General features: G+C 40.1%; 11 protein-coding genes. 10 read left to right on the plus strand and 1 reads right to left on the minus strand.

Annotated elements, in window-relative coordinates:
- Positions 1 to 95 precede the first annotated feature (95 nt).
- Both F968_RS06625 and F968_RS06630 read left to right on the plus strand, forming a co-directional pair.
- Positions 96 to 866 (plus strand): 3-hydroxyacyl-CoA dehydrogenase, encoded by a 771-nt coding sequence (locus F968_RS06625; protein ID WP_004791493.1) that lies wholly within the window; start codon positions 96 to 98, stop codon positions 864 to 866.
- Between the two features lie 19 nt (positions 867 to 885).
- Complete coding sequence (locus tag F968_RS06630; RefSeq protein WP_004791494.1) at positions 886 to 2022, plus strand: acyl-CoA dehydrogenase family protein; 1137 nt, start codon at positions 886 to 888, stop codon at positions 2020 to 2022.
- Positions 2023 to 2152: 130 nt separating this feature from the next.
- Here the strand turns inward: F968_RS06630 and F968_RS06635 are convergent, their stop codons facing one another.
- Entirely contained in the window at positions 2153 to 2731 is a 579-nt protein-coding gene (locus F968_RS06635) for a flavin reductase family protein (RefSeq protein WP_004791495.1), read from the minus strand.
- A gap of 173 nt (positions 2732 to 2904) precedes the next feature.
- Here F968_RS06635 and F968_RS06640 point away from each other — a divergent pair, with 173 nt between their 5' ends.
- The 8 genes from F968_RS06640 (at position 2905) to F968_RS06675 (ending at position 13156) form a co-directional block, all read left to right on the plus strand.
- The gene (locus tag F968_RS06640) at positions 2905 to 3681 is read left to right on the plus strand and encodes a HesA/MoeB/ThiF family protein (protein ID WP_004791496.1); all 777 of its coding nucleotides are present in this window, start codon (positions 2905 to 2907) and stop codon (positions 3679 to 3681) included.
- A gap of 58 nt (positions 3682 to 3739) precedes the next feature.
- Positions 3740 to 5038 carry an ABC1 kinase family protein gene (locus tag F968_RS06645; RefSeq protein WP_004791497.1) on the plus strand — a complete coding sequence of 433 codons (1299 nt, stop codon included), beginning with the start codon at positions 3740 to 3742 and terminating at the stop codon, positions 5036 to 5038.
- 15 nt (positions 5039 to 5053) lie between these two features.
- A complete protein-coding gene (gene folB / locus F968_RS06650; protein WP_004791498.1) occupies positions 5054 to 5434 on the plus strand; it encodes a dihydroneopterin aldolase in 381 nt (126 codons plus the stop codon).
- On the plus strand, positions 5391 to 5828 hold the full coding sequence (locus tag F968_RS06655) for a 2-amino-4-hydroxy-6-hydroxymethyldihydropteridine diphosphokinase (protein WP_004791499.1): 438 nt from the start codon (positions 5391 to 5393) through the stop codon (positions 5826 to 5828). Before folB ends, F968_RS06655 begins: the two co-directional genes overlap by 44 nt.
- Before the next feature lie 258 nt (positions 5829 to 6086).
- Positions 6087 to 7796: a potassium-transporting ATPase subunit KdpA gene (gene kdpA, locus F968_RS06660; RefSeq protein ID WP_004791502.1), complete on the plus strand. Its 1710-nt coding sequence runs from the start codon at positions 6087 to 6089 to the stop codon at positions 7794 to 7796.
- 8 nt (positions 7797 to 7804) lie between these two features.
- The gene (gene kdpB / locus F968_RS06665; RefSeq protein WP_081399492.1) at positions 7805 to 9844 is read left to right on the plus strand and encodes a potassium-transporting ATPase subunit KdpB; all 2040 of its coding nucleotides are present in this window, start codon (positions 7805 to 7807) and stop codon (positions 9842 to 9844) included.
- A gap of 13 nt (positions 9845 to 9857) precedes the next feature.
- The gene (kdpC, locus tag F968_RS06670) at positions 9858 to 10463 is read left to right on the plus strand and encodes a potassium-transporting ATPase subunit KdpC (RefSeq protein ID WP_004791506.1); all 606 of its coding nucleotides are present in this window, start codon (positions 9858 to 9860) and stop codon (positions 10461 to 10463) included.
- 38 nt (positions 10464 to 10501) lie between these two features.
- The gene (locus F968_RS06675; protein WP_004791509.1) at positions 10502 to 13156 is read left to right on the plus strand and encodes a sensor histidine kinase; all 2655 of its coding nucleotides are present in this window, start codon (positions 10502 to 10504) and stop codon (positions 13154 to 13156) included.

Raw genomic sequence — 13156 nt, forward strand, 5'->3', positions numbered from 1 at the left:
GCAAGCATTTTGAGGCTTTTTGAAATTGTATCGGAAAACAACAACTTTTACTCTCACTACTAAGTTTAAAGAATATTTCTATAGGATCGTAAATAATGAAAATTCAAGGGAAACATTTCGTGATTACAGGTGGTGGCTCTGGTTTAGGTGCTGCTACAGCTGAGTATTTAGTCCAGCAAGGTGCTTCAGTCACATTGGTCGACATGAATGTAGAAGCAGGCGAGCAGCAAGTAAAACAATTAGGGGGAAAAGCTGACTTCGTAAAACTTGATGTAACAGATGAAGTTGCTGCTGAACAGTTCTTTAAAGATGTCTTAGTAAAACATGGTCGTTTGCATGGTTTAGTGAACTGTGCAGGTATTGGACCTTCTGCTAAAGTGGTTGGCCGTGAGGGTGTTCATGATTTGGGGTTGTTTGCAAAAACTTTAAATATCAATGTCACGGGTACATTTAATATGCTGCGTTTTGCCGCAGATGCAATGAGTAAAAACACGGTTGAAACAGGTGAAGAAGACCGTGGTGTAATTGTAAACACCGCTTCCGTTGCGGCATTTGACGGTCAAATTGGTCAGGCAGCTTATTCAGCCTCTAAAGGCGCTATTGTTGCCATGACATTGCCGATTGCTCGTGAGTTAGCGCGTCATGCCATTCGTATTATGACCATTGCACCAGGAATTATGGAAACTCCAATGCTTAAGGGCATGCCACAAAATGTACAAGATGCTTTGGGGCAAATGGTGCCATATCCATCGCGGTTAGGAAAGCCAGAAGAATTTGCTCGTTTGGTCGCACACATTGCTGAAAACTCATATTTAAATGGTGAAGTTATTCGTTTGGATGGTGCAATTCGTATGGCAGCAAAATAATAAAAATAAGGATGTTGAAATGATTCTAAATGCTGAACAAAGTATGGTTCAGGAGATGATGCGAAACTACTCGCAGAATCAGTTAAAACCAACAGCCGCACATCGCGATAAAACCCATGAGTTTCCTGCTCAGGAATTAAAAGATTTAGGTGCACTAGGTGCTATGGGGATGACCGTTCCAAATGAATGGGGCGGTGCGGGAATGGATTATGTATCTTTGGTGCTTGCAATCGAAGAAATTGCCGCAGGTGATGGTGCTATCTCGACTATTGTAAGTGTTCAAAATTCATTGATTTGCGGTATTACGCTCGCGTACGGTTCAGAGCAGCAAAAACAAACCTATTTGCCAAAATTTGCATCTGGTGAATGGCTAGGATGTTTTTGTTTAACTGAGCCTCATGTCGGTTCCGATGCGAGCTCAATTTTATGTAAAGCTGAGCGAGATGGTGACCATTGGGTTTTAAATGGCGTAAAACAATTTATTACCAGCGGTAAAAACGCCCAAGTGGCTTTGGTATTTGCGGTTACAGATAAACAAGCTGGCAAAAAAGGCATTTCGTGTTTTCTTGTGCCGACGAACACACAAGGTTATTTTGTGACTCGAATTGAAGACAAAATGGGCCAACATGCTTCAGACACAGCGACCATTACTTTTGAGGACTGTCGAATTCCGTTAGAAAATTTGGTAGGGCAACAAGGTGAAGGTTATAAAATTGCACTTTCTAATTTAGCAGCTGGCCGTATTGGTATTGCTGCTCAGTCTGTCGGAATGGCAAGAGCTGCTTTTGATGCGGCGGTGCAATATGCAAATGAACGTAAAGCCTTTGGTGTAGAGCTGGTTCAGCATCAGGCGGTTGGTTTTCGCTTAGCCGATATGGCAACCCAGATTGAAGCTGCACATCAGCTCGTTTTACATGCTGCAACTTTAAAAGATGCGGGATTGCCTTGTTTAAAAGAAGCTTCAATGGCAAAGCTATTTGCGTCTACTATGGCTGAACGAGTATGTTCGGATGCGATTCAGATTCATGGCGGTTATGGCTACGTAAGTGATTTCCCTGTTGAGAGAATTTATCGGGATGTTCGTGTAAGCCAGATTTATGAAGGCGCTTCTGACATTCAACGTTTAGTGATTGCTCGTGAAGTTGCTCAAGTTTAAATATGAGATTTAAAAAAATAGTGACTGAATGCAAAAGACCGCAATTGTTATGCGGTCTTTTGCAATTAAAACTGTTTAGTTTTAACTTATTTCAATGAAATTTAGAAAGTTAAAGCTAGCTTTTTGATGATTAAAGCTGAGCTTTGACTTCTTCACCAATTAAATAAAACGTTCCTCCTGCAATATAATGCAGACTTCGAAGTTCTTTAGGTGCATCTTGAAAATACCAGTGCCCATCTCTAAAAACGCGACTATCTGCCCAGGCACCTACAACAGAACCAATAAATAAATCATGTGCTGACTGATTATGCGGTTCTGGAATAAGTTTACATACGAGCCATGCAATGCATCCTGATACAAGCGGACTGGTAAGACCTTCTTGATAAAATAGTTCAGTACCACAATGCTCAAGTTTTTGTGGATCATCCAACTTACTAATGGTTCCAAGTTGATGAGTCAGATCGAGCTGTGCATAGCAGGGAACTTGTAGGGTGAAATAACCACTTTGCTCAACGAGCTGTCGGGTTTTAGTACTTTTATCTAAAACCACGGACACTTTGGCTGGTTTAAACTCTAAGGCACATGCCCAAGCAGCAGCCATCACGTTGCGGTCATCGCCATGTTGCGCAGAAACAAGGACAGTTGGACCATGATTTAACAAACGATAAGCTTTTTCTAACTCTACTGGTGCAATATATGATTGCGTCATATTTAGCCTAAGTAATAAAGAAAATAGATATTTCTATTGTTGCAGAAAGCTTTATAGATGCAATGTTATTAAACAAGCTTTATAAGAATAAAAAAGTTGTTTCTATTTTATAGCTTTCATAATGACGAACTTAGTCATAAAATCATTTCGCTTCTAAGTGAAAGGATTAACGCGTGACCGAGCTTCAAGATATCGATTTTGTAGAGTTAAGTGATGAAGAAATGCATCTCTATAGCCGTCAGATTTTACTTGATGGATGGGATATTGAAGCTCAGGAAAAACTCAAACTTGCTAATGTGCTGATTGTAGGTGCTGGTGGAATAGGCTGTAGCAGTGCAGAGCTACTTGCGCGAGCAGGGGTTGGGAAAATTACACTGATTGACGCAGATACTATTGAGATAAGTAATTTACAGCGTCAAATTGCATTTGGTCATGAAGATATCGGACGTTATAAAGCAGAAATTTTGGCTAAACGTTTACAGAAAATTAACCCTTATATCTGTGTCGAGTACTACAACGAACGTTTAGATGAACATAACATTGATAGACTCGTTGAACACCAAGATGTGGTTTTAGATGGATGTGATAATTTTACAACTCGCTATTTAGTAAATGCAGCTTGTAAGAAGCATCAGGTCGCACTAATTAGCGCTTCAGCAATTGGTTTTCAGGCACAAATGTTTATGGTTGAAGGAGATTCAGCGTGTTATGAATGCCTTTTTCCGAAAGAACAACATAGTAATGAAGGCCTTCGCTGTGCAGAGTCAGGGGTACTTGCAACTACTCCTGTAATGATAGCGTCATTACAAGCACATCACACTTTGCTATATTTAGGTTTAAATCGTACACCTTTAAAGCAGAAACTATTATTGTGGGATGGTTTAAATATGACACAACGTATTGTTAGTTTTGATAAAGATGTAAATTGCCCACTTTGTCAGGCAAGCTAATCAGTAAATTAAACAAAATTTGCTACACTCAACCTGAATGATTTAATTTTGAAGAAATATGAAAAAAAATATTTTGTTTGATGGGCTACGTTCGGTTGCCCGCATTGGTGAAACAGCAGTGGTTGCGGCCAAAGCTGGAATTAAATACGCAACTGAAAAACCAAGTAATGCCAAACTCATGCGAGAGACTTTTGAGTCACTTGGTTCAACTTATATTAAGCTTGGTCAGTTTATTGCAAGTACTCCATCGCTTTTCCCGCGAGAATATGTAGAAGAATTTCAAGGTTGTTTAGACCAGACCCCAACACTCCCATTTAGTTATATTCAAGGTGTGCTTGCATCTGAGTTTGAAGGGCGTGATTTAAGCCAGATTTTTAGCTACATCGATGAAAAACCATTAGCTTCTGCTTCAATTGCTCAGGTTCATGCAGCTAAGCTGACCACAGGTGAAGATGTTGTTATTAAAGTACAAAAGCCTGGCGTTGAAACTATTTTATATACAGATTTAAGTGTGGTGCATTGGGCTGCCAAGCTACTTGAACGTGCGGTACCAAAAATAAAATTTGCTGCTCTTTCCGAAATTGTTGATGAAATTAAAAGCCGTATGGTTCGTGAAGTCGATTTCATTGAAGAAGCACAAAACTTAGATGACTTTATTGAATATCTGAATATTTCACAAAACAAAGCTGCGACTGCACCTAAGGTTTATCATCAGTTTTCTACACGCCGTGTTTTGACCATGCAACGCCTATACGGTGTGTCATTGACTGACTTTAGTGTCGTAAAACAATATGCTAAAGATCCATCGCAAGTACTGATTACTGCCATGAATACATGGTTTGGTAGTTTAATGCTATGCAAGAGCTTCCATGCAGATTTACATGCTGGAAACCTAATGTTGCTTGAAGATGGTCGAATTGGTTTTATCGATTTCGGTATTGTGGGGCAGTTAAAGCCAGAAGTTTGGACAGCATGTATGGCCTTTATGGATGCATTGCAAAAAACTGATTATCAGGCAATGGCTGAAAATATGCAGAAAATGGGTATGACTCATAACAAAGTTGATGTTGATGTATTGGCACAAGATTTAGAGCGCTTATTTAATGGCGTATTAATGTCTGACCCTCAACAAATTCTCGCTTCAAATCCAGCTGATTTAAACGATATCATGATGGATATGGTAGGGGTTGGTGAGCGCCACGGCATTAAATTCCCTCGAGATTTTGCCTTGTTATTTAAGCAAATGCTTTATTTCGATCGTTTTATGCGCGTACTCGCACCATATACTGATATTTATGCAGACCAACGTTTGAAAATGGTTCAAAATATGGAACCTGCTTCGTTGTTAAAGCACTAAGGTCAGTTTAAATTTATGGATGCCATTATTATTGAAGGCTTGAAGGTTGAGACAGTGATTGGCTGTTTCAACTGGGAAAGACAAATCATTCAACCTTTAATGTTGGATTTAACCATCCATAATGATTTGAGCCGAGCAGCAGAGTCTGACAAACTTGAGGACACGCTCAACTATGCCCAGATTTGTGAGTTATCGGCTCAAACCATTCAACAAGCCAAACCTGAATTAATTGAACATGCAGCACATCTTGTTTTGAAATGTTTGTTTGAAACCTTTCCAACAATTGAAAAAATTACCATAACCATCCGTAAGCCCGCCATCATTGCAGAAGCTAATGCTGTAGGAATTCGTCTTGAACGCACCAGAAACAATTTTTGCGCTCGCCCTAGCGAGTAATTTAGACGCAGATCAGCACTTTACTTTTGCTTATATGCAATTGGCAACATTGGGGAAAGTGCAGTTTTCATCTGTTTATCAAATTCCATGCCGAGATGGTATTGGAGATGATTATTGGAATTCAGCATGTCTATTAAAAAGCACTTTATCGTGTGATCAAATAGAATCTTTTTTAAAGCAACTCGAGTCAGATTCGGGGCGTGTTCGTCCATCACATCATATTTCTTTAGATGTAGATTTAATTGCATGGGGAACTAATCTGGACCATATGCAATTTAATTCTAAAAAATTACCTTTAGCGCTTGATGTAAAAATTCCTTTATATGAACTTTGGCCTTGTGAAACCTTAAAAGCTGATAGCACGCTTTATCCAGTCGTTAATTTTAAAGTTTAAAGGCCTTCAAACTAGATTTTACGCAAACTTTACGCGGTCTTTAATTTCCTCAATAGAGAATTTACGGGCATTTTATCAATACTGAAATTCACTAAATTAGTGTTATTTCAGGACAATAAAGATGCTTATAAATTCTCAAATGCGCATCTTGCATCAGTCTGGCATTGTTTTATGCGGACTTAAAACAAATGATATTTCTTCATCTCTCCTTATTTCCAGTTTGGCAAATCAAGCCAAGGGGTATAGAGGAGAATAGCCATGTTAGAACTTATACTTGTTTTATTTATTGCTATTTTTTTAGCATGGTGTCTCGGTAAATATCTATCCAAAGTGATGACAAATCAGCCGATGGTGGGCGATGGATTATTTCGCTGGATTGAAAATCCTGTTTATCGCTTGTTAGGTATATCTCCACAACAACAAATGAACTGGAAACAATATTCTCTAGCATTTGTTGTTAGCTGTGTTTTTCTAGCTGTAGCCGTTTTTGTTATTTTTATAACACAAGCATGGCTACCATTAAATCCAAATCATGCACCAAATATGAGTTGGGATTTAGCATTACACACGGTTATTTCATTTTTAACTAATACCAATCAACAGCATTATTCTGGGCAAGCTCAATTATCTTATTTGTCGCAAATGACAGGTATTGTGGGCTTGCAAGTCATTACTCCAATGATGGGGCTGGCTTTAGTTGTCGCGACATTAAGAGCTTTCTTTTATCAACGTCCAAGCCATATTGTGGCCGATGTTGCTGAGCAGCCAGATCAAATTTTAATTGGTAACTATTGGGCAGATGTAATTCGCCCTACAGTCCGATTCTTGCTTCCTCTCTGTTTTGTCTGGTCTTTATTGCTCAACAGCCAAGGCGTACCAGCGACTTTCCAAGGCGGGCCAGAAGTACAGCTGATTGATAAAGCCAATACAGTTCAAACCCAAAAAATTCCTTTAGGGCCAGTTGCACCAATGGTAGCGGTTAAGCAATTGGGTAGTAATGGTGGTGGTTGGTATGGTCCAAATAGTAGTGTGCCTTTAGAAAATCCGACACCACTTTCTAATTTATTAGAAATGATTGCCATCTTACTCATTCCTCTTACCGTGATTTTTATGGTTGGGCATTTTACCCAGCGTAAAAAGTTTGCTTACTTTGTGTTTGGCAGCATGCTTTTCATGTCGATTATTTCAGGTGCAGCGGCTGTCTGGTCTGAGAGTATGTCATCGACAGCATCTCAACTTGCCGTAATGGAAGGTAAAGAACAACGATTTGGACCAGCTGCATCATCAGTTTGGGCAGCGCTTACTACACAGGTGAATAACGGTTCGGTCAATATGATGCATGATTCTTCTGCACCGCTTACTGGTTTAGTCGAACTCATCAACATGTTGATTAATGCGATTTGGGGTGGTGTGGGCTGTGGTCTGCAACAGTTTATGATTTATCTGTTACTTGCAGTATTTATTGCAGGTTTAATGACAGGCCGTACTCCTGAATTGTTTGGACGTAAGATTGAAGCGGCAGAAATTAAATTGCTCGCGATTATTATCTTGATTCAACCTTTAATCATTCTTGCATTTACCGCATTAAGCCTCAGCGTTCCAGGCATATCTGGAATTAGTAATCCGGGACCACATGGTATTAGCCAAGTGTTCTACGAATATGTTTCTGCATTTGCCAACAATGGTTCAGGTTTCGAAGGTCTTGGAGACAACACTGTATGGTGGAATGTCACTTGTAGTATCGCTCTACTGTTAGGACGTTTTCCGACCTTAATTTTGCCATTAATGATTGCGACACGTTTAGCAGCAAAAAGAAAAGCACCCGAAACAGCAGGTAGTCTTCAAGTTGAAACTCCAACCTTTGCTTTAACGCTGATTACGATTGTTGTGTTGCTTACCTTATTACAATTTATGCCAGTTCTTGTCCTTGGGCCTATTGCCGATCAACTTTTGTTGGTTAAAGGCTAAGGAGGCGAGTGAAAATGAATACACAAACTCATGTAAATAGCCATAAACAAACCATGGCAGTGCCAAATTTTGAAGTTTGGAAAAATGCATTTGTGAAACTGCTACCGCAGCATGCAATTAAAAACCCTGTGATGGCAATTGTATGGCTTGGAACAGTAGTTACAGGCATTAGTACAATCTTGGGTTACACCACGCTGTTATTTGGTTTCGCGGTTACAGCAATTCTGTTTATTACCATTTTATTTGCTAACTATGCTGAAGCAGTTGCAGAGGCCAGAGGTCGTGGACAGGCATCTTCATTACGTGCAGCAAGAGAAAATTTAACAGCTCGAAGACTCAACTCTTTGACAGATCGTCAAGCGACTCAAGTTGCAGCTACTGAACTTCACTTGAATGATTTTATTGAAGTACATGCAGGTGAGCTTGTTCCAGCCGACGGTGAAATTGTAGAAGGGTTTGCCACCATTAATGAATCGGCTGTTACAGGTGAGTCAGCACCTGTGTTACGTGAAGCTGGAACAGACCGTTCAGGTGTTATTGGCGGAACCAAAGTACTTACAGATCGTATTGTTGTGCAAGTGACTGCTGAATCTGGTCAGAGTTTCTTAGACCGTATGATTGCTTTGGTGGAAGGCTCAAATCGCCAGAAAACTCCGAATGAGATCGCGCTTGGCTTCCTGTTAATGGTGATGACAATCACATTTTTAATTGTTGTGATTAGCTTGCCATTTATTGCCAAGTATTTGCATATTGAACTTGATCCAGTTGTGCTCGTGGCATTATTGGTCTGCTTAATTCCTACAACGATTGGTGGTTTGTTACCTGCGATTGGTATTGCGGGGATGAACCGCGCGCTCAAGGCCAATGTTTTGGCGAAATCAGGTAAAGCTGTAGAAGTTGCAGGTGACATTGATGTGCTTTTACTCGATAAAACAGGAACCATTACCTATGGTGACCGTCAAGCGACTTCTTTTTATCCTTTAACTTCAGTAACCGAGTCGGAGTTGAGAGCTGCTGCTTGGGTAAGTTCGCTTGCCGACCCGACACCAGAAGGGAAATCGATTGTTAAATTAGCAAAAGAACAAGGTTTAAAACAGCAAGAACCTGAGCAAGCCGAATTCATTTCTTTTAGTGCTTCGACTCGAATTTCTGGTGTGAATTTACCGAATGGTGACCAAATTCGTAAAGGTGCTTTAGATGCGATCTTGAAGTTTGTAGATGAAGATTATTCTCAAGATTTAGAGTTAAAAGCACGTGTTGAACAAGTTGCCAAAAAGGGTGCGACACCATTGGTTGTCGCAAATCAACATCATGTAATGGGTGTGATTGAACTCTCCGATGTGATTAAACACGGCATTAAAGAACGTTTTGCACGTTTAAGAGAAATGGGCATCAAAACCGTTATGGTTACAGGTGATAACCCATTAACTGCGGCCGCGATTGCTGCTGAAGCTGGTGTAGATGACTATATTGCCGAAGCAAAACCAGAAGACAAATTGGCTTGTATTCGCACAGAACAGCAACAAGGCCGTTTAGTTGCGATGGTCGGTGACGGAACCAACGATGCACCAGCACTAGCACAAGCCGATATTGGCTTAGCCATGAACTCAGGTACACAAGCTGCAAAAGAAGCTGGCAACATGGTCGATTTAGACTCTGACCCAACCAAACTACTTGCTGTGGTTGAGATTGGAAAACAGCAGCTGATTACCCGTGGTGCTTTAACAACATTTTCGTTAGCAAACGACGTCTCTAAATACTTTGCTATCTTGCCTGCATTGTTCGCAGCTGCGATTCCACAAATGCAGGTATTGAATGTAATGCATTTGGCTAGTCCAAGCAGTGCGATTTTATCTGCACTAATTTTTAACGCGATTATTATCCCGTTATTAATTCCAATCGCACTCCGAGGCGTGAAATTTAAACCTTCAACTGCAACTCAGTTACTACGTCGAAATATGTTGATTTATGGGGTGGGTGGTGTGGTTCTACCATTCATTGCCATTAAGGCGATTGATGTAGTGATTGTTCAATTATTTGGTTTGTAATCTGGAGTTTGAAATGAAAACTTATGTACAAAATTCAGAAGCAAATTTGGGTCAGACCTTAAGAGCATCTTTGGGATTATTAATTTTTACCTTAGTTGGCTGTGGTGCTGTTTATAGTGCGATTGCTACAGGTGCGGGACAGGTGCTATTTAACAATCAAGCGAATGGTAGTTTGATTGAAATAGATCATAAAGTTTTAGGGTCAAAGTTAGTTGCTCAGCCATTTGTTGGAGAGGCTTATTTTCACCCACGTCCTTCAGCAGTCGCTTATGACCCGATGGCTATGGCAGGTACAAACTTAGCGCGTACTAATCCTGAGCTACAGCAACAAATTGATGCTCAGATTCTTGCGGTGAAAAAACAAGATCACACAGGTAATACACCAATTCCAAGTGATTTGGTGACTAAATCTGGTAGTGGTATTGATCCGCATATTAGTCCTGAATCTGCTCAGTTACAGGTTGCTCGAGTGGCTCAAGCTCGTCATTTAGACCCTAAGGTTGTGGAAGAGCTTTTGCAAAAGCATATTGAAGCTATGCAGTTTGGGGTTTTGGGGCAAGCTCGTGTTAATGTATTACAGCTCAATATTGCTTTAGATCAATTACAATCTACACATTAACTTAAAAATAAAGTTGTTAGTTTACTGGATGATATCAAGTGCAAAGCAATCGCGAAAATCAGGCTGAGGCCTTATTAAATCATGTCAACAGATATCAAGCCGGGCGACTAACGGTCTTTCTCGGTGCGGCACCTGGTGTGGGAAAAACCTATGCCATGCTCGCCCGCGCCAAAGAGTTATTTCAACAGGGCACAGATGTTGTTGTGGGTATTGTTGAAACTCATGGACGAATAGAAACTCTAAAAATCTTGGAAGGATTGCCTGAAATTGCTCGAAAGGAAATGCAATATCAGGGGCATACTTTAGACGAAATGGACCTCGATGCTATTTTGCTTCGGCATCCAGAAATTGTGTTGGTTGATGAGTTGGCTCATCGTAACGTCCCAAATAGTCGTCATGAGCGACGGTGGCAAGATATCAATGAATTGCTAGACGCAGGTATAGATGTATTTACGACTATTAATATTCAGCATTTAGAAAGCTTAAATGATGTGGTGTACCAGATTACGGGCGTTCGAGTAAATGAAACGGTACCAGATCGGGTATTTGATCGTATTCGAGACATTCGCTTAATTGATTTACCCGTCAGTGAACTCATTGAAAGGCTCCATCAAGGAAAAGTCTATGTGCCAGAGCAAGCAAATCTGGCATTACAAGGCTTTTTTAGCATTTCAAATTTAACAGCATTACGTGAACTCGCAATGCAATGCGTTGCTGAGCATGTCGATTCAGACTTAAAAGAGAGTTATGCCTCAAAGGGTTTGAAATCTATATCTTTACAAAATGAATTGATGATTGCGATAGATGGGCAAGGCTCTTCTGAATATTTAGTACGGGCAGGCTGTCGTTTAGCAGAACGTAATGGTGCTACATGGACTGTAGTGAATGTTGCTAAAAGTCTGGACTTTGGACAGAGTTCAGTTAGTTCTTATAAAAAAGAATACATTGAGATTGACCGCGCCTTTGAGTTGGCTCGACAACTCGGTGGTCGAACCGAGGTTTTATATGGGCATCGAGTTGCGTCAGTGTTAATGGATGCCGCTGTTGACCGAGGAATTTCGAATCTAGTCATTGGTAAAAGTATTTCACCATGGTGGTTAAAGTTATTTAAGAAAAATTTAGCTCAACAATTATTGAATCAAGAAAACTCAATTGCTTTAACCATTTTGCACCCAGAACAGGGCACTAAAAAGATTAATCAGCTCGAAAAACCTTCATTTTTATCATTAAAAGAAAGCATTTTTGTTTTAGCTGTGACGTGCGGTAGCATTTTTCTAGCTCACTTCGCCGAAGTTCTATTTGGTATTGAAGACTTCTCTGTCATTTTTATTATTTCTGTTTTAATTGTTGCAACTAAGACTCGAATGTTAGCTGCCGTAGTGGCAGCCTTAATATGTTTCTTGGCCTATAATTTTTTCTTTATTGCACCACGTTATACCTTTCAGATTTCAGCACACCAAGGGGTAGTCACCGTTGTGGCTTTTTTTGCAGCAGCTTTAATTGCTGGGCGTTTGGCTTCTCAGTTACGCCAGCAAGTTTTATCCTTAAAAGCAGCAAATGCCTACACTACGGTAATGCAAGACTTGGCACGTAAGCTTTCTAGTGCAGTAAACCTTGAAGAAGTCATGCAAACAGGACGTATGACTTTAGAAACACAACTACAAACTAAAGTGTGGATTTCTATTCGAGATAAGGTAATTTCATCTGATATTGAGCTAAATGATAAAGAAAAAGTAGCCGCAGAATGGTGTTTGAAACACAAGCAGCCATGTGGGCGTTTTACCGATACTCTGAGTCAGTCAAACTGGTGGTTTTTACCTCTTTTAGAACAAAAAAATAGCCTAGGTATTGTGGGAATTTACTTTAAGGATGAAATGGTTTCCTTAAATTTTGAGCAAAAGAAACTGACGGAAAGTGTAATTGAATATATTGCACAGGCAGCACTTCGAACCCAATTGGTCAATGAGCTAGAACAAGCAAAAGTCACCAGTGAAACGGAGCGATTACGTTCTGCTTTATTATCTTCGGTATCGCATGATTTACGTTCACCACTTGCTTCTATTATTGGCGCAGCAGACACACTTGCCCATTTTAAAGCCGATATGTCAGAACAAGACCAGCAAGATTTACTCGAAACCATTCATTTAGAAGGTGAGCGTTTAGATCGTTATATTCAAAACCTACTTGATATGACACGTTTGGGGCATGAAGGTCTATCTTTAAAAAGAGACTGGATTGGGGTAGATGAGTTAATTGGTTCTGCAACTCGCCGTTTAAAGCGCTATAAACCAGATACTCAAGTGTTGGTTGAATTACCTGAGCAAACCATAAGTTTGTATGTTCACCCAGCTTTGGTAGAACAAGCTATTTTTAATGTACTTGAAAATGCAGCAAACTTTTCACCTCCAAGTGAGCCGGTTATGATTCGTACTTATCTTTTATCGGAAGAAGAAATACAAATAGAAATTGAAGATAGAGGTGCAGGAATCCCTGAAAATGAAAGAAACCGCATTTTTGATATGTTTTACACCATGGAGCGCGGAGACCGTGGAAAGTTTGGTACGGGTTTAGGCTTAACAATCGTAAAAGCGATTATTGGTGCTCATATGGGTACAATAGAAGCATTTTCAGGGCGCCAAAATAAAGGTACTTTAATTCAAATCAGATTACCCATTCATCCAGTAAAAGAATAA

The sequence above is a fragment of the Acinetobacter sp. NIPH 817 genome (assembly GCF_000368405.1).
Lineage (GTDB): Bacteria > Pseudomonadota > Gammaproteobacteria > Pseudomonadales > Moraxellaceae > Acinetobacter.

What these genes read in the sequence shown, in the direction of transcription:
- F968_RS06635 (WP_004791495.1), bottom strand. Translation starts at nt 2,731, where the DNA reads ATGACGCAATCATATATTGCACCAGTAGAGTTAGAAAAAGCTTATCGT.
- F968_RS06645 (WP_004791497.1), top strand. Translation starts at nt 3,740, where the DNA reads ATGAAAAAAAATATTTTGTTTGATGGGCTACGTTCGGTTGCCCGCATT.
- F968_RS06630 (WP_004791494.1), top strand. Translation starts at nt 886, where the DNA reads ATGATTCTAAATGCTGAACAAAGTATGGTTCAGGAGATGATGCGAAAC.
- F968_RS06625 (WP_004791493.1), top strand. Translation starts at nt 96, where the DNA reads ATGAAAATTCAAGGGAAACATTTCGTGATTACAGGTGGTGGCTCTGGT.
- kdpC (WP_004791506.1), top strand. Translation starts at nt 9,858, where the DNA reads ATGAAAACTTATGTACAAAATTCAGAAGCAAATTTGGGTCAGACCTTA.
- kdpA (WP_004791502.1), top strand. Translation starts at nt 6,087, where the DNA reads ATGTTAGAACTTATACTTGTTTTATTTATTGCTATTTTTTTAGCATGG.
- folB (WP_004791498.1), top strand. Translation starts at nt 5,054, where the DNA reads ATGGATGCCATTATTATTGAAGGCTTGAAGGTTGAGACAGTGATTGGC.